This is a genomic window from Pantoea sp. EKM101V (genome assembly GCF_011800325.1).
Classification (GTDB): Bacteria; Pseudomonadota; Gammaproteobacteria; order Enterobacterales; family Enterobacteriaceae; genus Pantoea; species Pantoea anthophila.
The window spans coordinates 51652-71724 of the sequence record NZ_JAALFP010000008.1; the positions used below are offsets into that span (position 1 = coordinate 51652).

Sequence of the window (20073 nt, forward strand, 5' to 3'; positions counted from 1 at the left end):
TTAACCCATCTGGCCGATTTATTTGCCAAACATATCTTTTATCCACCCTGCTACGCCGTCGCTCTCTTTCTGCTCCTGCGGTTGCTGGGTCGGCTGCTGCTGTTGCTGCTGTTGCTGCTGCTGATCGAACAGCTGTTGCTGCTGCTGAACCTGTTGCTGCTGTTGCTGACACAGCGCATTCGGATCCAGCGCCCAGACCGGCAGCGCGCGCCAGGTACTGCTGCCCGTGCCGCAGACAAAGTTACCGGCAGAGTCGATGTTCATCAGCGAGACATCTTCCGGCGGCGTCAGTTGCAGCGGCATCGGCGCCTGATTATCGAGGTAGCGACGGTAGATCTGCATCGCACCGCTGGCACCGTAGAGTTTGGTCGGCTGGTTGTTGTCGCGTCCCACCCAGGTGATCGCCACTTCTTTGCCATCAATACCGGCAAACCAGCTGTCGATCAGATCGTTGGTGGTCCCGGTTTTCCCGGCCAGATGCGCATTCGGGAAACGCGCGCCCAGCGCACGGGCGGTGCCATGATCGGCGACCTGCTGCAGGGTATAGAGCGTCAGATAGGCGGCCTGAGCCGGTTCCACGCGCTGCGCCTGCGGATAGCTCTGATAGAGCACGCTGCCATCTTCGGCGATCACCGACCGCACCGCCGAGAGCTCAGCGCGGTTACCGCCGCTGGCAATCGACTGGAACGCCTGCGCCACTTCAACCGGCGTCAGGTTCAGTGCACCCAGCAGCATGGCAGGCACCGGATTGAGCTGATCCTTCGCCACGCCCAGCTTCGTCCAGGTGTCCACCACCGCATCCAGCCCCAGCGTCATACCGAGGTTCACCGTCGGCACGTTCATGGAGTTGGTGAGCGCATCCACCAGCATCACTTTGCCGCTGAAGCGACGATCGTCGTTCATCGGTTTCCAGAGGCTGCCGTTGGGCTGCTTCAGCGCAATCGGCTCATCGGCGATCCAGCTGTTGAGACGGTAGCTATTAGGCTGACTCAGCGCGGTCAGATAGGTCGCCGGCTTCGCCAGTGAGCCAATCGAACGGCGCGCCTGCAGCGCACGGTTGTACCCGGCGTACTGCGGATCGGCACCGCCGACCATGGCGCGCACTTCGCCACTGAAGCGGTCAACCACCACCATCGCCGTTTCCAGATCCTTCAGGCCGCGCTGTTTTTTCAGCGTCGGAATCCCGTCAACCACCGCTTTTTCCGCCGCATCCTGCGACACCGGGTCCAGCGTGGTGAAGATTTTCACCCCGGAGAGATCTTTGATCTTATCACCCAGTTTCGCCTGCAGTTCGTTACGCACCATCTGCATAAAGGCAGGCTGCGGCGTGATCACGCCGCCTTTTGGCTGCACGCCCAGCGGACGCGCCGACAACATGTCATACAGCTCCTGATCGATCACCTTCTGCTGCTGCAGCAGGCGCAGCACCAGGTTGCGTCGCTCCAGCGCCAGTTTCGGGTTGCGCCATGGGTTGTAGAGCGAGGCACCTTTTACCATGCCGACCAGCATCGCCTGCTGATCCAGACTCAGCTCATCGACCGGACGGCCAAAGTAGTAGAGGCTCGCCAGCGGGAAACCGCGGATCTGATCGCTGCCCGCCTGGCCGAGATAGACCTCGTTCAGGTAGAGCTCCAGGATGCGATCTTTGCTGTAGCGCGCATCCATGATCACCGCCATGTAGGCTTCACGCGCTTTTCGCCACAGCGAACGCTCGTTGGTGAGGAACAGGTTCTTCACCAGCTGCTGCGTCAGCGTACTGCCGCCCTGCACCGCTTTGCCGGCGGTGATGTTCGCCAGGAAGGCACGGCCAATCGAGTAAGGGCTGATGCCGTCATGCTCATAGAAATGGCGATCTTCGGTGGCAATCAGCGTATCGACCAGCAGATCCGGGAAACCGGCGCGGGGCACGAAGAGTCGCTGTTCGCCATTAGGCGACTGCAGCATGGTGATCAGCCGGGGATCGAGGCGGAAGAAGCCAAAATCGCGACCGGTTTCGAGGTTTTTAATCTCGCTCAGCTCATCCTTGCTGAAGCTCATGCGTGCATGGATCTGCCCCTCTTTACTGTCGGGGAAATCAAACGGACGACGCAGCAGCTCAATCGTGTTGCCCTTCACCGAGAACTCGCCGGGACGGGTAATGCGCGACACTTCGCGATACTGGGTGCCTTCCAGCAGGGCGACCATTTCACTTTTGTTGTAGGCCATGCCCGGTTCGAGGCTGACCATGCGGCCATAGACGGTGGCGGGCAGTTGCCACACTTTACCGTCGATACGGCTGCGAATTTCCGAGTCGAGGTAGATGCCCCACGCGGCCATAACCACCACAAACACCAGGAACAGTTTAATTACCCATCCCAGCCAACGGCGTTTGCCGCGCGGCGGTTTTCCACCTTTACCTTTACGTGGCACCGGCGCTTCCTCCTCGTCATCATTAAAATCGTCCTGGTCGATATCCTGTTCGATATCCCTGCGTCGTCCCCGCCCCGCACTGCTGCGCGGCGGCAACGCTTTACCTTTGCGCCCTATTGGTTCGCGATCGTTCCCAGACATTACTTTTCTTCTCCAGGCAGTGCTTACGGCAGCGCCGCTACTCTAACTGCTTTCTCGCATAACGCATGGCAGAACCCTCTGAATTCGATCCAGTGGACTCAACCCTGCGGGGACATTTTTTTGGTTCGCCTTGTTGGCAAGGCGGTAGCCGGATCGTCGGGCCAGAGGTGTTTCGGATACCGTCCCTTCATCTCTTTCCTGACCTCCGGCCAGGCACCGCGCCAGAACGCCGCCAGATCGCGGGTAATCTGCAACGGCCGCTGGGCGGGCGATAACAGCTCCAGCACCAGCGGGATGCGGCCTTCCGCTACGGTGGGGTTCTGCGCTTCGCCAAACATCTCCTGAATCCGTACCGCCAGCGCGGGCGGCTTCTCCGCATCGTAGCGAATCGGCAGCCGGCTTCCGGTCGGCACAGTGTAATGAGTTGGCAGCGCACTATCCAGCCGCTGACGTTGTGACCATGTGAGTAAATGTAAGAGTGCGGAGGTCAGGTTTACCGCCTGCAGGCTGCGGAGATCGCGCACCGTGGTCATCTGCGGCAGCAGCCACTCCGGCAGACGTTCAAGCAGTGCCGCATCATCGACACCAGGCCAGCCCTCTTCCGGCAGCCACTGCGCCGCACACTGGATACGCACCCGCAGCTGCTCTGCCTCTGACGTCCAGCCGAGCACGGATAGCCCCTTTTCCGCAATCCAGCGCAGCATCGCCGCGTGCAGCACCGCCGGTTCCGGCTTTGCCATCGGCTGCGTCCGGAGTATCAGTGCGCCAATCTGCTCACGCTTCAGGGCGCGCAGCGTGCCCTTCTCTTCATCCCACTCAACCTCGGTGCGGCGCTCAACCAGGGCGGGCCGCTGCTGGCACAGCGCCTCAATGTCGACCGGCAGAGCCAGCAGCATCCGGGCATCCGGCGCGGCGCTGCTCTGTAACAGGGCAGGCGCGATCAGCCATTCATGACGCGTCAGGCCATCCTGCTCATCCAGCCTGGCTCCCAGCCCGTTGGCGAGCTGATAGCGGCCGCTCTGGTCGCGTCGCCGCGCCAGCCGATCGCCAAACCCCACCGCCAGCAAGCCAGCGAAACGATCCTCATCGACCCGTCCGCCTCGCACCTTCAGTCGCTGCTGCCACTGCTGCGCCCGCCGCTGCCAGTGTGCCTGAGGCCGGTGCAGCGCATCGCGCAGATCGGCGCTGCCGCTGCGGGGTGGCTCTTCCAGAATCGCCACCAGCAGTGCGGCGCTGGCGACCGCATCCGCCTCGTCGCCCGCCGCACAGAGCATCGCCGCCAGGCGCGGATCGCTGCCCAGCTGTGCCATGCGTCGCCCCAGGGTATTCAGCAGGCCATGGTCATCCAGTGCCCCCAGACGGGTTAACTGCTGCCGGGCCGCCGCCAGGTTTTTCACCGGTGGCTGATCCAGCCACTGCAGCTGTTGCGGCTGGGTGCAGCCCCACTGCAGCAGATCCAGCCACAGCGAGGAGAGATCGCTGTTCATGATCTCCGGCTCGATCTGCGCGGCCGCGCGGGCGGCCTGCTCCTGCGGCAGTAAATGCAGGCAGATCCCCGGCATCAGGCGCCCGGCGCGGCCCGCACGCTGGATCATCGACGCCTGGCTGATGCGCTGGGTCTGCAGACGCGTCACGCCACTGCGGGCATCGAACAGGGCGCTGCGTTCCAGTGCGCTGTCGACCACCAGCCGGATCCCCTCAATGGTCAGACTGGTTTCGGCAATATTGGTGGCGAGCACCACTTTGCGGCGTCCGGCCGGGGCGGGCTGAATTGCCCGGCGCTGTGCCGCCAGCGGCAGCGCACCGTAGAGCGGCGTCAGATCCACGTCGTCGCTGATGCGCGCTTCCAGTTCGCGCTTCACCCGTTCGATCTCCGCCACGCCCGGCAGAAACAGCAGCAGCGAACCGCTCTCCTCCCGCAGCAGCTGGGCAACTTCACGCGCTACCGCCTCTTCGAAACGCACCGTCTGGTTCAGCGACGCATAGCGCCGCTCCACCGGAAAGCTGCGTCCTTCTGAGACGATCAGCGGGGCGTCGGGCAGCAGCGCCGCCAGCCGGGAATTGTCCAGCGTGGCGGACATCAGCAGGATTCTGAGGTCGTCGCGCAGCCCCTGCTGCACATCAAGCAGCAGCGCCAGCGCCAGATCGGCCTGCAGGCTGCGCTCGTGAAACTCATCCAGGATCACCAGCGACACACCCTCCAGCATCGGGTCGTGCTGAAGCATGCGCGTCAGCATGCCTTCGGTCACCACTTCCAGTCGCGTCTCTGGTCCGACGCAGCTTTCGCCGCGCATCCTGAATCCTACCGTCGCCCCCGGCTGCTCGCCGAGCTGCTCCGCCAGCCGTTGCGCTACGTTGCGCGCCGCCAGCCGCCGTGGTTCCAGCATAATGATTCGCCCCGGCAGCGCCGCCTGCTGTAATAGCTGCAGCGGCAGCCAGGTCGATTTGCCCGCCCCCGTCGGTGCGGCCAGCAGGATTTGAGGGGCGTGGCTCAGCGCCGCCAGAATGTCAGGCAGCACCGCGCTGACCGGTAAATCGCTCACAGCAAACTCCGCTTCTGCCTGTGCTAAGATGGCGCGCATTGTAGCATCCATCCGTGATATTTGCCGGAGAGCGCCATGGCGACACAACGCTTATTTTTTGCCATCAGCCTGCCTGACGCGATGCAGCAACAGCTGGTGCGCTGGCGGGCCGACACCTTCCCTGCGGAGGCGGGCCAGCCGGTGGCCGCCGCCAGCCTGCATCTGACGCTGGCGTTTCTCGGCGAGGTCGCGCCGGAGACCTCCCGGCGCCTGCAGACGCTGGCATCGCGCATTGATCAGCCCGGCTTCGATCTCGAGCTGGATGATGCCGGACACTGGCCGCGCCCCGGTGTGGTCTGGCTCGGCTGCCAGCGCGCCCCACGCGGTCTGTTACAGCTCGCCAGCCTGCTGCGGGCCCAGGCTGCCCGGCACGGCTGCCACCAGAGCCCGCAGCCGTTTCATCCGCACATCACGCTGTTACGCCAGGCGACACAGCCCGTGGCGCTGCCGCCGCGCGGCTTTCACTGGCGTTTTCATGTCCCGGCGTTTTCGCTGTTTGCCTCGGAGTACAGCCGGGGCCGTACCCGTTATCGCACCCTGGCCAGCTGGCCGTTACGCTCTCAGGATCCCCATGCACTTCTCTCCTCCTCTTAAACCCGCCCGCCTGATCGCCCGCTACAAGCGCTTCCTGGCCGATGTCGTGACGCCCGAGGGCGAGCAGCTGACGATTCACTGCGCCAACACTGGCGCCATGACCGGCTGCGCCACCCCAGGCGATCGGGTCTGGTACTCCACCTCCGGCAGCCTGACGCGGAAATACCCGCACAGCTGGGAGCTGACCGAGACGCAGGCGGGAGAGTGGATCTGCGTCAATACGCTGCGTGCGAATCAACTGGTAGCCGAAGCGCTGGACCAGAACCGGATAGCGGAACTGACCGGTTATGCCCAGCGTCAGGCGGAAGTCAGATATGGCAGTGAAAAAAGCAGAATTGATTTCCTGCTCAGAGCAGAGGGCCGACGCAACTGCTATATTGAGGTGAAATCCGTAACCCTTTTACATGAAGGTAAAGGTTATTTTCCGGATGCGGTGACGATTCGAGGACAGAAACACCTGCGCGAACTGGCGACGGTTGCGGCAGAGGGTCATCGGGCCGTTTTGTTGTTTGCCGTTCTGCACTCGGGGATTGAGGACGTTTCCCCGGCACGCCACATTGATGCGGCGTATGCAGAACAACTGGCTCAGGCGCAGCGAGAGGGTGTAGAGGTTTTCGCGTATCAGGCAGACTTATCCGCGGCGGGAATAGTTCTTAAAACGCCGGTTAACGTAACCTTGTAATATCTTTTGCAATTTTATGTGGTAAGAATGCTCAGAATCGGGGGCCAACTACGCTGTTCCTCACAGGCTTGTCAAGGTGTGTTCACGAAGAATTGCCAACCCTGACTGCTTCTGTTATTTATAGCGGCCTGTTTTTTTCCCCAATGGGGGATCGATGTACCCCGCAGATGTCAAATGCAGGCTGGCAGCAACGCCCCTGCGAGACGCAAGTCGAAGGGTATAGTGCGTGTTATCCAGGAGAAGCAACATGCAAGAAGGTCAAAACCGTAAAACATCGTCCCTGAGTATTCTCGCTATCGCCGGCGTCGAACCTTACCAGGTGAAACCGGGCGAAGAGTATATGAACGACGCGCAGCTGACCCATTTTCGCAAGATTCTGGAAGCCTGGCGTAATCAATTGCGGGACGAAGTCGATCGTACCGTATCGCACATGCAGGATGAAGCTGCTAACTTCCCGGACCCGGTAGACCGTGCCGCGCAGGAAGAGGAGTTCAGCCTGGAGCTGCGTAACCGCGATCGCGAACGTAAACTGATTAAAAAGATCGAGAAGACGCTGAAGAAAGTGGAAGATGACGACTTCGGCTATTGCGATTCCTGTGGCGTAGAGATCGGTATCCGCCGTCTCGAAGCGCGTCCTACCGCCGATCTCTGCATCGACTGTAAGACCTTAGCAGAAATTCGTGAGAAACAAATGGCCGGCTGATGCCGCGTCCAGCCTGTTGCCACGCAGCGGTACACCTGTTGTCCTGTCCGCTGCGTGGTCACTTCTGAAACCTATGTCATCCTCCTGTATCGGTCGCTTCGCCCCCTCTCCTTCTGGTGAACTCCATTTCGGCTCGCTGATTGCTGCGCTGGGCAGTTACCTGAGCGCGCGTGCGCAGAACGGGCTCTGGCGGGTGCGGATTGAAGATATCGACCCGCCACGCGAAGTGCCGGGGGCTGCAGATCGTATCCTGCATCAGCTGGCGCACTATGGACTGGCGTGGGATGGTGAGGTGCTGTGGCAGTCGCAGCGTCATGAAGCCTACCGGGAAGCGCTGGCCTGGCTGCAGCAGCATCGTCAGAGCTATTTCTGCACCTGCCCGCGGCGCCGCATTCAGGAGATTGGCGGTTTCTATGATGGCTACTGCCGCGATCGGCATCGCGGGCCGGAGAATGCTGCGCTGCGTTTACGTCAGCATGCCCCGATTTTTGCCTTTGAGGATCGGCTGCGCGGTCACGTTGAGGCGGACAGGGGGCTGGCAGAGGAAGATTTTATTATTCACCGGCGCGACGGGCTGTTTGCCTATAACCTGGCGGTGGTGGTTGACGATCACTTTCAGGGGATTACTGAAGTGGTGCGCGGCGCCGATCTCATTGAGCCGACCGTGCGGCAGATTGCGCTTTATCAGCAGTTCGGCTGGACGGTGCCCGCCTGGCTGCACCTGCCGCTGGCGCTTAATCACGACGGTAATAAGCTGTCGAAGCAGAATCATGCGCCGTCGCTGCCGGATGGCGACGCCCGGCCGCTGTTAGTGGCGGCGTTGCGCTTTCTCGGACAGCCTGTTTCACCCGGCTGGCAGGACTTAACGCAGGACAAACTGCTGTCTGATGCGGTGTCGCAGTGGAATATCGCTTTGATGCCGCAGGAGAACGCCCTGAAACCGGATGCATAGACAACAGCATTCTCAAACGGTTCTCAACAGGCTATGATTAGCCGCTGATTTTACCTACACCCTTTTTATGCCACTGTCGAGGTGTCCCATTTTTACCCGAGTAGCTAATTTTTGCCGGAAAGTCCTGAAGCGTGATGAAGAGGAAGCCCCAGCAGAGGTTGAACCAGAGCGTCTTATGACCATCATCCCTCGTGAAAGCCATACCATCTCACGTAAAGACATCAGCGAAAATGCCCTCAAAGTGCTCTATCGCCTCAATAAAGCCGGTTATGAAGCCTATCTGGTAGGCGGTGGCGTGCGCGATTTGCTACTGGGGCAAAAACCGAAAGATTTCGATGTGACGACCAACGCCACGCCTGAGCAGATGCGCAAGCTGTTCCGCAACTGCCGTCTGGTCGGTCGCCGTTTCCGTCTGGCACACGTGATGTTTGGCCCGGAAGTGATCGAAGTTGCCACCTTCCGTGGACATCATCAGGCGGAAGAGATGGCCGAGGATCGCAACAGCTCGCAGCGCGCCCAGAGCGGCATGCTGCTGCGCGACAACATTTTCGGTTCGATTGAAGATGATGCTCAGCGCCGCGATCTCACCATCAACAGCCTCTACTACAGCGTGGCGGATTTCACAGTGCGTGACTACGTGGGCGGCATCAGCGATCTGGAACAGGGCATCATCCGCCTGATTGGCGATCCGGAAACCCGTTACCGCGAAGACCCGGTCCGTATGCTGCGCGTGGCGCGCTTTGCTGCGAAGCTTAATATGCGCATTGCGCCGGAAACGGCAGAGCCGATCCCGCGTCTGGCCTCGCTGCTGCGTGATATTCCACCGGCTCGCCTGTTTGAAGAGTCGCTGAAGCTGCTTCAGGCGGGCTACGGCTACAGCACCTATCTGAAGCTCTGTGAATATCAGCTGTTCCAGCCGCTGTTCCCGACGCTGGCGCGCAACTTCACGGAAAACAGCGACAGCCACATGGAGCGCATGCTGGCGCAGGTGCTGAAAAACACTGATAACCGCATTCAGAATGACATGCGCGTGAATCCGGCGTTTCTGTTTGCCGCGATGTTCTGGTATCCGCAGCTGGAAGCGGCAGAGCGCATTGCGCAGGAAAGTGGCCTGACCTACTTTGAAGCCTTTGCGATGGCGATGAATGATACGCTGGATGAAGCCTGCCGTGCGCTGGCGATTCCGAAGCGCATCACCTCGCTGATCCGCGATATCTGGCTGCTGCAGCTACGCATGTCGCGCCGTCACGGTAAACGCGCCTGGAAACTGATGGAGCATCCGAAATTCCGCGCCGCTTACGATCTGCTGGCGCTGCGGGCGGAAGTAGAAAATAACCCGGAACTGCTGCGTCTGAGCCAGTGGTGGGGCGAATTCCAGGTCGCCGCGCCGCCGCAGCAGAAAAACATGCTGAACAACCTCGGCGACGATCCGGTGCCGCGCCATAAATCGCGTCGTCCGCGCCGCCGTTCTTCCGCGCCGCGTCGTGACAACCAGAACGCCTCATGACCCGGGTTTACCTGGCATTAGGCAGTAACCTGGCCGATCCGCTGCATCAGGTTGATGCAGCGCTTCGCGCCCTGGATGCGTTGCCGCAGACGCAGCGCATTGCCACCTCGCCCTTCTACCGCACGCCGCCCTATGGCCCGCCTGATCAGCCCGACTTCCTGAATGCCGCCGTGGCGCTGGAGACCGATCTCAGCGCAGAAGCGCTGCTGGACCACACCCAGCGCATTGAGCAGGAGCATGGCCGGGTGCGAAAGGCGGAGCGCTGGGGACCGCGCACGCTGGATATCGATCTGATGCTGTTTGGCGAGGCGGTGATCAACAGCGAACGGCTGACGGTGCCGCACTATGACCTGCTGAATCGGGCGTTTATGCTGGTGCCGCTGCTGGCGATTGCGCCGGATGTTCGCCTGCCGGATGGCCGCGCGCTCAGCACGATTCTGGCCACGCTCGACAGCCGCAGCATCACCCTGTGGCCGCGCTGAGCAGACAAACACAACTCTCTGATTCCGCTCTCTGACGCTATCCAGTAAACTGCGCCCATCAGAATTCCTGAGTTGAGAGCGCCATGAAACCCACCACGATTTCACATCTGCGTCAGGCGAAAGCCAGCGGTAAAAAATTCGCGACGCTGACCGCCTACGATTTCAGTTTTGCCCGCCTGTTTGCCGATGAAGGCATTCAGGTGCTACTGGTTGGCGATTCGTTAGGTATGACGATTCAGGGGCATGACTCAACGCTGCCGGTGACGGTCAGCGACATCGCCTATCACACCGCCGCCGTGCGCCGTGGCGCGCCGCAGGCGCTGCTGCTCGCTGACCTGCCCTTTATGAGCTATGCCACGCCGGCACAGACCTTTGACAACGCTGCGCAGCTGATGCGCGCCGGAGCCAACATGGTCAAACTGGAAGGCGGCAGCTGGCTGGCTGAAACCGTCCGGATGCTGACCGAGCGGGCGGTGCCGGTGTGTGGTCACCTGGGGCTGACGCCGCAGTCGGTCAATATCTTTGGCGGTTATAAAGTCCAGGGGCGTGATGAAGCGGGAGCCGAGCAGCTGCTGGCCGACGCGCTGGCGCTGGAAGCCGCGGGCGCACAGCTGATGGTGCTGGAGTGCGTGCCGGTCTCGCTGGCCCGGCGGATCACCGCCGCCCTCACTATTCCGGTGATCGGCATTGGTGCCGGTAACGTCACCGATGGACAGATTCTGGTGATGCATGACGCCCTGGGCGTGACCGGCGGCCACATCCCTAAATTTGCCAAAAATTTCCTGGCGGAGAGCGGCGATGTTCGCGCGGCGATTCGCCACTATATCGCTGAAGTTGAAGCCGGCACCTACCCGGCGGCCGAGCACAGTTTTCAGTAATTCGGGAGAGTCACCGTGTTGATCATTGAAACGCTGCTGATGCTGCGCCAGGAAGTCCGTCGCTGGCGTCAGCAGGGTAAACGTATTGCGCTGGTGCCGACCATGGGCAACCTGCATGAAGGGCATCTGACGCTGGTGGATGAGGCGCGGGCGCGCGGCGACATCGTGATTGTGTCGATCTTCGTGAATCCGATGCAGTTTGACCGGGCAGACGACCTGGCCCGTTATCCGCGCACGCTGCAGGAAGATTGCGAAAAGCTGAACCGCCATCAGGTGGATGTCGTCTTTGCCCCCTCGCCGGCTGAAGTCTATCCGCAGGGCGCGCAGAATCAGACCTTTGTTGAGGTGCCGGTGCTCTCCTCTCTGCTTGAGGGCGCGACCCGTCCGGGCCATTTTCGCGGCGTGGCCACCATCGTCAGCAAACTCTTTAATCTGGTGCAGCCCGACATTGCCTGTTTCGGTGAAAAGGATTTTCAGCAGCTGGCTATCATTCGTAAGATGGTGGCCGATATGGGCTTTGACATTGAAATTGTCGGCGTGCCTACCGTACGGGCTGCGGATGGTCTGGCGCTGAGTTCGCGCAACGGCTACCTGACGGCCGATGAGCGTCAGCTGGCCCCGGTGCTGAGCCAGGTGATGCGTCAGATGGCGACGCGGCTGGAAAACGGCGAGCGCCATGTTGAAGAGATTATCGAGGCGGCCAGTGAGGCGCTGGTCGCGCAGGGATTGCGTCCTGATGGCCTGGCGATCTGCGATGCGGAAACGCTGCAGCCGCTGACGGTGGACAGCCAGCGCGCTGTCGTGCTGATGGCCGCCTGGCTGGGCAATGCCCGCCTGATTGACAACCAAACCGTTGACCTGACGCTGTAAGCTCACCCGCTACAGATTACTTTATTTCTCTGACAAGGTTTCTGGCTATGATTCGCACTGTTCTGCAAGGCAAATTACACCGCGTGAAAGTGACGCAGGCGGACCTCAATTACGAAGGTTCCTGCGCAATCGATCAGGATTTCCTGGATGCTTCCGGCATTCTGCAATATGAAGCGATCGATATTTATAACGTCACCAACGGTCAGCGTTTTTCCACCTATGCTATCGCGGCTGAGCGTGGCTCAAAGATCATTTCGGTGAATGGTGCGGCCGCCCGCTGCGCCTGCCAGGACGATATTTTAATTATCTGCTCCTATGTGCAGGTTGAAGATGCGGAAGCGCGTCAGTGGCAGCCTAAGGTCGCCTATTTTGAGGGTGACAACCAGATGAAGCGTCTGGCAAAAGCGCTGCCGGTACAGATCGCCTGATAAAAAAAGGGCCGCCCGTGATACGGCCGGCCCTTTTTCTTTGCGGTTATTTCCGTTAAACCGGTTTGGCCGCCAGCGGCTTCGACGGTTTTTTCATCGTAAAGAGGAAATTAAACCAGCCACGTTTTCTCATCAGACAGAGCGTCCAGGGTAACGCCAGCGCCACCAGGAAAGCCGAAATAAACTTCAGATCGTTAACCCAGGCGGACGGGCTTTCAAATTTCACAATCTTGCTGAAGAACTGAATCGCCAGATAATGCGACAGGTAGAAGACGATAGAATTGACGCCGATATAATAAACCAGTTCAGACTTCAGCTTCAGCGCAATCCAGACAAAGAACGGAACCGACAGCAGTGCCAGCGGTGAGAGTAATGCCTGCGAATGACGATCCAGCACAAAAATATTCAGGCAGGAGAGCAGCGCAAAACTGGCCACCGAAATGAGCAGGGTCGGACCGTGCTGCACTTTCTCCGCGATATCCACCTGCTTTCTCACCACGTAATCGCCCAGATAGAAGAAAACAAACAGATAAAGGGATTTATTAATGTGGCTGTTATCGAAACTGGCAAACACGCCGTCCGGGTCAATGGCTGGCAATGCCCAGCTCAGCGCCATACAGATGCCGAACACCAGCAGGAACGGCAGATGGCGGGCAAAGATAATCACAATAAAGAAGATAAACAGCGAATGCAGGAACCAGGTCATATCGCCGCCGCCGGTCAGGTGAGAGAGAATAATATTCATCGGCGATTGCGGCGTATTGGCCATTGAGCTGAACAGAATTTTCAGCCCGCCATAAACTGCCACCCAGACCACGAACGGATAGAGAATACTGCGCACCTTGTTATTAAAAAAAGGACCCAGGCCTTTTCTTAATCCGGCATCGACAAATAAGCCCGACACAAAAAACATCAGCCCCAGCCTTACCGGTGCCAGCATCTCATTTAGCAGGCTGCTGAAGGCGGTAAAATGACCGGCATTGTTATGGACAGCGATAGTACTGTGCAAAAAAATGATTGCGAGAATACTCAATCCCCGCAGATTGTCGATCCACGTTATACGATTCATCTTTTCCTGCCTTTGATTAAAAACTGGCCCTGAATGTGCGACCATTCTTCTTATTACAGACACTCCATTCCCGCCCTTTCGTCCCTGAGCAGAGGAATAACCTTATTCGGCGGTATTCTGATCACTCGCGCTGAAATAAACAACAGTCGGGGCTTAAGGCTAATCTTAAAAAAAATTTAACAGTGGAGAATCATTAAGATAGAAACCGGTTCCACTTTAATATCAGATAATGCTTAGGGTTATTTTTTATCAGGAGGGCGAAAAAGGCGGCTATTTTCCGCAATCGCGTGAAAAAAGAGAGGCGGAGCAGAAGAAAGGATCGTTTTTTAAGGCCAGTGACAACCGGAAAAGGCGGCGATTTTTTATCCAGCAATAAAAAAGCCACGCGCGTTTCGCTGCGTGGCTTCGGTAAAGGTTTCGTCAGGTGCGTAATCCGCGTCCGCGCTGAATCAGCGCATAGACCAGCCCGTAAAAGACCAGAATAAACGCGATCAATACCGAAAGCGTAAAGGCCAGCGGCACGTCATTAATGCCCAGGAAGCCATAGCGGAAACCGCTGATCATATAGACGATAGGGTTCAGCTTCGAAACGGCCTGCCAGAATGGCGGCAGCAGACTCAGCGAATAGAACACGCCACCCAGATAGGTCAGCGGCGTCAGCACAAAGGTCGGGATCAGGCTGATATCGTCAAAGGTCCGGGCAAACACGGCGTTCAGCAGACCGGCCAGTGAAAACAGAATCGCGGTCAGCAGCAGCGTCACCGCCACCATCGTCCAGGAGTGAACGTGAAACGGCACGAAGAAGAGCGAAATGGCCGTGACCAGAACCCCGACGCAGACACCACGCGCCACGCCGCCGCCGACATACCCCGCAATAATGATGTGGGTCGGCACCGGCGCGACCAGCAGCTCTTCAATGTTGCGCTGGAATTTGGCACTGAAGAATGAGGATGCGACGTTAGCATAGGCGTTGGTAATTACCGCCATCATGATCAATCCCGGCACGATAAACTGCATATAGCTGAAGCCGTGCATCTCACCAATGCGTGACCCGATCAGGTTACCGAAGATGATGAAATAGAGCGTCATGGTGATCACCGGCGGCACCAGCGTCTGGATCCAGATGCGGGCAAAACGGTTAATCTCTTTGGCCCAGATACTTTTCAGCGCCACCCAGTACAAATGTGTCATGCTTTTGCTCCTGTTTTTCCCTGCGTCGTCAGGCCAACGAACAGCTCTTCCAGACGGTTCGCTTTATTTCGCATACTCAGTACCTGCACCCCCTGCGCACTCAGCTGGCTGAAGACGCTGTTCAGCCCCTGCTCACGCAGCACTTCCACCTCCAGCGTGGAGGTATCCGTCAGGCGATACTGGAATCCTTCCAGCGCGGGCAGCGGACTGCGCGGCGCCAGATCGAGGATAAAGGTTTCTGATTTCAGCTTGGACAGCAGCCCTTTCATCGAGGTGTTTTCCACCAGCTCACCGCTCTGGATGATGCCGATGTTGCGGCACAACATCTCCGCCTCTTCCAGATAGTGGGTGGTGAGAATGATGGTGGTGCCTTTGGCATTCAGATCTTTCAGGAACCCCCACATTGAGCGCCGCAGTTCGATATCGACCCCCGCCGTCGGCTCATCCAGAATCAGCAGTTTGGGCTCATGCATCAGCGCGCGGGCGATCATCAGACGGCGTTTCATCCCGCCGGAGAGCATGCGCGCCCGTTCACTGCGTTTTCCCCACAGATCGAGCTGTTTCAGGTACTTCTCCGCCCGCTGATTGGCCTCACGCCGTCCGACGCCGTAGTAACCCGCCTGGTTAACGACGATCTGCATCACCGTCTCAAACGGGTTAAAGTTAAACTCCTGTGGCACCAGGCCGAGCTGGCGCTTGGCATTCACCACATCTTTTTGCAGGTCGTAGCCAAACACCCGCACGCTGCCGCCGGATTTATTGACCAGCGAACTGATAATCCCGATGGTGGTGGATTTACCGGCACCGTTTGGCCCCAGCAGCGCATAAAAGTCACCCGCTTCAACGTTAAGATCGATGCCCTTCAGCGCCTGTACGCCGCCGGGATAGGTCTTGGTCAGCTGAGAAAGTTCCAGTGCATATGTCATTCTGCATCCATACCCTGTTTTGGTGGCATCGTAATGCCGTTTAAATTTAGTCAGCCCTGGCATATAGTACGCGCGCGCACCTTGCGCAGTAACCGGTCGCTCAACGCCATGACAGACATTAACACCCTGATCAGTAACAACCGCGAATGGTCAAAATTACTGATTGAAGAAGATCCCGGCTTTTTTGAGCGGCTCGCCCAGGCACAAAAACCGCGCTTCCTGTGGATCGGCTGCTCAGACAGTCGTGTTCCTGCCGAACGCCTGACCGGACTTGAACCGGGCGAACTCTTTGTTCACCGCAACGTCGCCAATCTGGTGATCCACACCGATCTGAACTGTCTGTCCGTGGTGCAGTACGCTATTGAAGTGCTGGAAGTTGAACACGTCATCGTGTGCGGCCACTACGGCTGCGGCGGCGTGCAGGCCGCGATGGATAACCCGGAGCTGGGGTTGATCGACAACTGGCTGCTGCACATCCGCGACCTCTGGTACAAGCATAGCGTGTTGCTGGGGGAACTCCCGCCGGATAAGCGCCTGGACAAACTGTGTGAAATCAACGTGATTGAACAGGTCTATAACCTGGGACACTCGACCGTAGTGCAATCTGCCTGGAAACGCGGGCAGAAAGTCTCACTGCACGGCTGGGTTTACGGCATTCAGGACGGCTGCCTGCGTAACCTTGATGTCACGGCAGACAGTCGGGAGATCCTGGAACAGCGCTACCGCAACGGCATCGCCAGTCTGCAGATGAAGGTCGAAGCCTGAACCGATCGCGGCGCAAAACGCGACATAGCCTACACCAGTCGGAGGGTGCAGGCCTTGGAAGAATGTGCGGTTATGCGCTGTCAGGATTCCAGCGGCACCACTTTGCCGATGTAAGGCAGATGGCGATAGTGCTGGGCGTAGTCGATACCAAAGCCCACCACAAATTCATCGGGAATGGCGAAGCCGACATACTCAACGTTAACCTCGACTTCGCGGCGTTCAGGCTTATCCAGCAGGGTGCAGATCGCCAGTGATTTTGGCTGACGCAGCTGCAGGATCTCCCGCACTTTGCTCAGGGTGTTGCCGGAATCAATGATATCTTCGACGATCAGCACATCCTTGCCGCGAATGTCCTCGTCCAGATCTTTCAGGATTTTCACATCACGTGAGCTGGACATGCCGCTGCCGTAACTGGAGGCGGTCATAAAATCGACTTCATGCGGCACCTCAATGGCGCGACACAGGTCAGCCATGAACATGAATGAGCCGCGCAGCAGCCCCACCAGCACCATATCGCTGCCGCTGTCGCGGTAGTGATCGGTAATCTCTTTGCCCAGTTCAGCGATGCGCGTGGCGATTGCCTGTTCAGGGATCATCACTTCAACAGTGTGTTTCATTGCGTTCAGCCCGGTTACGTCAGAAAAGCCCCGAAGTCTATCACAGACGCCGCCGCGTCGGCTGCGCCGCAGCGCAGGCAAACGATTACGTCGCGAAAATTGTTCACGGCCGTCTGCGGCTGGCTCAAATGCGCATTACCTTAGAACATTACGGCATTTACCAGCATGATTCGCTGCATGGTAGCCTTTATCCAACATATCGTTACCCTACTCGCGCCGCAGGCCGGAGATCACAATGACTTCACCTTCAAGCAAGAAAACGCATATCGGCGACAGGCCGCTGCACCCTGAAACGCAGATGCTGAACTATGGCTACGATCCCCGCCTGTCAGAAGGCGCGGTGAAGCCGCCGGTCTTTCTGACCTCCACCTTTGTCTTCGACAGCGCCGAAGAGGGACGCGATTTCTTCGATTACGTCTCCGGCCGGCGCGAGCCGCCAGAGGGCAAATCGGGCGGGCTGGTCTACTCCCGCTTTAACCACCCTAACAGCGAAATCGTGGAGGATCGGCTGGCCGTCTATGAGCAGGCGGAGAGCTGTTCGCTTTTCTCCTCCGGCATGGCCGCTATCGCCACCACCCTGCTGACCTTTGCCCGTCCCGGCGAGGTGATCCTGCACTCCCAGCCGCTGTATGGCGGCACCGAAACCCTGCTCAGCAAGACGCTGCACAATCTGGAGATTGGCGCGGTCGGCTTCAGCGACGGCAATGATGAGGCCAGAGTGCGTGAGGCGGCACAGCAGGCGATGGCGCAGGGCCGCGTGGCGATTATCCTGATTGAAACCCCGGCGAATCCCACCAACAGCCTGGTCAACATTCGTCTGATGGCGCGTATCGCTGATGAGATTGACCAGCAGCAGGGCTCCCGACCCATTATCGCCTGTGACAACACGCTGCTCGGCCCGCTGTTCCAGCAGCCGCTGACCCTGGGCGCGGATCTCTCGCTCTACTCGCTGACTAAATATGTGGGGGGACATTCGGACCTGATTGCGGGGGCGGCGATGGGCAGCAAAGCACTGATGGCAAAAGTGCGCGCCCTGCGCAGCGCCATCGGCACCCAGCTGGATCCGCACTCAAGCTGGATGCTCAGCCGATCGCTGGAAACGCTGTCGCTGCGCATGGAAAAGGCCTGGCAGAATGCGGAAGCCGTGGCGGCGTTTCTGCGCGATCACCCGAAAGTGGCGAAGCTGCACTGGCTGCCCTATCTCGACGCGGAGAGCGCCGAGGGCAAAACGTATCGCGAGCAGTGCAGCGGCGCCGGTTCGACCTTCTCGTTCGATATCGTCGGCGGCCAGCCTGCGGCGTTCCGTTTCCTCAACGCGCTGTCGCTGTTCAAGCAGGCGGTGAGCCTGGGCGGCACCGAGTCGCTGGCCAGCCATCCGGGCAGCACCACCCACTCCGGCGTGCCGCAGGCGGTGCGTCAGCGAATCGGTATCACTGACGCCACGGTGCGGCTGTCGATTGGCATTGAGAACGCGGGCGACCTGATTGAAGATGTGAAGCTGGCGCTGGAGCAGGCGTAATCAGCTCACGGTAAAGCCCAGCATCATGCCGGTATCTTCATGCTCCAGCAGATGACAGTGGGCCATATAAGCGTGTTCGGCGGCGGCGACATAGTTGAAGCGCACCAGCACTTCACTGCGCCAGCCGTCGACATTGACCATATCTTTCCAGCCCTGGCGATGGGGCGCTGGCGGTTTGCCATTCTCGGAGAGAATGCGGAACTGCGTGCCGTGAATATGAAACGGATGCAGCATCGCATCGCCTTCGCCGGAGATCGTCCACTTCTCATAGTCGCCCAGTTTCACCGCAAACGACGGTTTCATCATATCAAATGCCTGACCGTTGATTTTATTGCCGTTTCGGAAATCATAACCCGCTGGCTGCGCCATACCCGCCATACCGTGCATGCTGTGATCCATTGGCGCGGCGGATGAGCCGTGCGCCTGCGCCATCGCCGGATGGTCGCCCGTCTCCCCGGCTTTTCCCTGCGTCTGCGGCATCGCGTGATGCCCGCCTTTCCCCATCGCTTTCTCGCCATAGCGCTGCATCAGCGCCTGCATCCCCTGCTGGTCCAGCTGCGGGTCCATCATCAGCTGCAGCCAGCGGGTGTGCAGCCCCTCTGTCGCGGGCAGAGCGGGCAGCGTCGCCAGCCGATCCGGCAGCGTGGCACTGGCCATCACCCGCAGCGGCAGGATCTGCACCAGCGGCAGCGGCTGATCGAATGGCGGCAGCGTCATCCCCATCTGATCGGTGGGCAGCGTCACCAGATCAAAGGTTTTGCCGTCGGAGGTGTCGATCATCACCTCAAAGCGCTCGCCCGGCAGGATCGGCAACGCGTCGACGCTGACCGGCTCCGCCAGCAGACCGCCGTCGCTGGCGATCACATAGAGAGGGCGTTTATCGCTGGCGGCAACGTGCAGCGACCGGGCATTACAGCCGTTGAGCAGGCGCAGACGCAGCCAGCCGCGCGGCACCGCATGCTGCGGATAGTGCGCCCCGTTAGTCAGCATCATGTCACCAAACCAGCCTACCGCCGCGCGCATTACGTCGAGCTGATAGTCGATATGGCGGCCATCCTGAGTCAGCTGCTTATCCTGAAAAATCAGCGGCACATCATCCACGCCCCACTGCACAGGCAGCCGCAGTGTGCCGCTCTCTTTATCTTCCAGCAGGATCAGGCCCGCCAGCCCCTGCGCCACCTGATGCCCGGTTTTGCCGTGCAGATGGGGGTGATACCAGCAGGTTGCGGCGGGCTGATCGGGCGTGAAGGAGACCTGACGCGAGCCGCCGGGGGCTATCGCCGCCTGCGGTCCGCCATCCACCGCGCCAGGGATTTCCAGCCCGTGCCAGTGCAGCGTGGTCGCTTCGCTGAGCCGGTTATGAATGTTCACCGTCACCGGCTGGCCGCGCTGCAGCCGCAGTACCGGCCCCAGCAGGCTGCCGTTGTAGCCCCAGGTCGGCACCGCTTTGCCGTTCCACTGCGTGCTCCCCTGCATGGCGGTAAGGCTGTATGTGCCTCTGGCGTCGGGTTCCAGCAGAGAGGGAATCGGCAGCAGCGGACGGGGTGCCGCCATCAGCGAACGGCTCCAGAGCGGTAACGCTCCGGCTGCACTCAGTGCGGCGGTGAGTTTCAGGAAGTGGCGACGTTGCATGGTGATCATCCTTGTGGCATCAGAGCGCACAGCCTAAACCCTGACCTTATGGGAAGGTCAAGCGCTACCCGTGAGAATCTGACGAAAAAAGGCGGCGCAGCGGCTCACCACGGCAAATTAATCGAA

18 protein-coding genes are annotated in these 20073 nt (G+C 59.4%); 11 read left to right on the plus strand and 7 right to left on the minus strand.

Going from position 1 to position 20073, the window contains the following annotated elements; translation table 11 throughout:
• Window positions 1-18 precede the first annotated feature (18 nt).
• Together mrcB and hrpB are read right to left on the minus strand one after the other, a co-directional pair.
• Window positions 19-2550 carry a bifunctional glycosyl transferase/transpeptidase gene (gene mrcB, locus HFD92_RS13930; protein WP_009092030.1) on the minus strand — a complete coding sequence of 844 codons (2532 nt, stop codon included), beginning with the start codon at window positions 2548-2550 and terminating at the stop codon, window positions 19-21.
• A 98-nt stretch (window positions 2551-2648) separates the two neighbouring features.
• On the minus strand, window positions 2649-5132 hold the full coding sequence (gene hrpB / locus HFD92_RS13935; protein WP_167429124.1) for an ATP-dependent helicase HrpB: 2484 nt from the start codon (window positions 5130-5132) through the stop codon (window positions 2649-2651).
• Between the two features lie 36 nt (window positions 5133-5168).
• Between hrpB and thpR the strand changes: the two genes are divergently transcribed.
• From thpR to panD, 9 genes are all read left to right on the plus strand, one after another.
• Entirely contained in the window at window positions 5169-5726 is a 558-nt protein-coding gene (gene thpR / locus HFD92_RS13940; protein ID WP_111208509.1) for an RNA 2',3'-cyclic phosphodiesterase, read from the plus strand.
• Window positions 5704-6408: a DNA/RNA nuclease SfsA gene (sfsA, locus tag HFD92_RS13945; RefSeq protein ID WP_058957914.1), complete on the plus strand. Its 705-nt coding sequence runs from the start codon at window positions 5704-5706 to the stop codon at window positions 6406-6408. The genes thpR and sfsA overlap by 23 nt, the downstream gene beginning before the upstream one ends.
• A 247-nt stretch (window positions 6409-6655) precedes the next feature.
• Window positions 6656-7111 carry an RNA polymerase-binding protein DksA gene (gene dksA / locus HFD92_RS13950; protein ID WP_008925615.1) on the plus strand — a complete coding sequence of 152 codons (456 nt, stop codon included), beginning with the start codon at window positions 6656-6658 and terminating at the stop codon, window positions 7109-7111.
• 73 nt (window positions 7112-7184) lie between these two features.
• Window positions 7185-8063, plus strand: coding sequence for a tRNA glutamyl-Q(34) synthetase GluQRS (gene gluQRS, locus HFD92_RS13955; RefSeq protein WP_111208510.1), 879 nt, complete (start codon window positions 7185-7187; stop codon window positions 8061-8063).
• 88 nt (window positions 8064-8151) lie between these two features.
• Window positions 8152-9570, plus strand: coding sequence for a polynucleotide adenylyltransferase PcnB (gene pcnB, locus HFD92_RS13960; RefSeq protein ID WP_208971008.1), 1419 nt, complete (start codon window positions 8152-8154; stop codon window positions 9568-9570).
• Entirely contained in the window at window positions 9567-10052 is a 486-nt protein-coding gene (gene folK, locus HFD92_RS13965) for a 2-amino-4-hydroxy-6-hydroxymethyldihydropteridine diphosphokinase (protein WP_046101246.1), read from the plus strand. Before pcnB ends, folK begins: the two co-directional genes overlap by 4 nt.
• Window positions 10053-10135: 83 nt before the next feature.
• A complete protein-coding gene (gene panB / locus HFD92_RS13970; protein ID WP_046101245.1) occupies window positions 10136-10930 on the plus strand; it encodes a 3-methyl-2-oxobutanoate hydroxymethyltransferase in 795 nt (264 codons plus the stop codon).
• A gap of 15 nt (window positions 10931-10945) precedes the next feature.
• Entirely contained in the window at window positions 10946-11800 is an 855-nt protein-coding gene (gene panC, locus HFD92_RS13975) for a pantoate--beta-alanine ligase (RefSeq protein WP_046101244.1), read from the plus strand.
• A 47-nt stretch (window positions 11801-11847) separates the two neighbouring features.
• Window positions 11848-12228 carry an aspartate 1-decarboxylase gene (gene panD, locus HFD92_RS13980; protein ID WP_167429125.1) on the plus strand — a complete coding sequence of 127 codons (381 nt, stop codon included), beginning with the start codon at window positions 11848-11850 and terminating at the stop codon, window positions 12226-12228.
• Window positions 12229-12283: 55 nt separating this feature from the next.
• On the opposite strand, the gene HFD92_RS13985 is transcribed toward panD, so the two are convergent.
• The 3 genes from HFD92_RS13985 to HFD92_RS13995 form a co-directional block, all read right to left on the minus strand.
• Window positions 12284-13297, minus strand: coding sequence for an acyltransferase family protein (locus tag HFD92_RS13985; protein ID WP_009092052.1), 1014 nt, complete (start codon window positions 13295-13297; stop codon window positions 12284-12286).
• A gap of 420 nt (window positions 13298-13717) precedes the next feature.
• A complete protein-coding gene (locus HFD92_RS13990) occupies window positions 13718-14488 on the minus strand; it encodes an ABC transporter permease (protein ID WP_009092055.1) in 771 nt (256 codons plus the stop codon).
• A complete protein-coding gene (locus tag HFD92_RS13995; protein WP_009092057.1) occupies window positions 14485-15414 on the minus strand; it encodes an ABC transporter ATP-binding protein in 930 nt (309 codons plus the stop codon). Before HFD92_RS13995 ends, HFD92_RS13990 begins: the two co-directional genes overlap by 4 nt.
• A 108-nt stretch (window positions 15415-15522) precedes the next feature.
• Here HFD92_RS13995 and can point away from each other — a divergent pair, with 108 nt between their 5' ends.
• Entirely contained in the window at window positions 15523-16179 is a 657-nt protein-coding gene (gene can, locus HFD92_RS14000; protein WP_033736612.1) for a carbonate dehydratase, read from the plus strand.
• An 80-nt stretch (window positions 16180-16259) separates the two neighbouring features.
• Here the strand turns inward: can and hpt are convergent, their stop codons facing one another.
• Complete coding sequence (gene hpt, locus HFD92_RS14005) at window positions 16260-16796, minus strand: hypoxanthine phosphoribosyltransferase (RefSeq protein ID WP_009092060.1); 537 nt, start codon at window positions 16794-16796, stop codon at window positions 16260-16262.
• 235 nt (window positions 16797-17031) lie between these two features.
• Between hpt and HFD92_RS14010 the strand changes: the two genes are divergently transcribed.
• Window positions 17032-18315 (plus strand): cystathionine gamma-synthase family protein, encoded by a 1284-nt coding sequence (locus HFD92_RS14010; RefSeq protein WP_009092062.1) that lies wholly within the window; start codon window positions 17032-17034, stop codon window positions 18313-18315.
• Here HFD92_RS14010 and cueO read toward each other — a convergent pair whose 3' ends face one another.
• A complete protein-coding gene (cueO, locus tag HFD92_RS14015) occupies window positions 18316-19947 on the minus strand; it encodes a multicopper oxidase CueO (protein WP_167429126.1) in 1632 nt (543 codons plus the stop codon).
• Window positions 19948-20073: the final 126 nt, after the last annotated feature.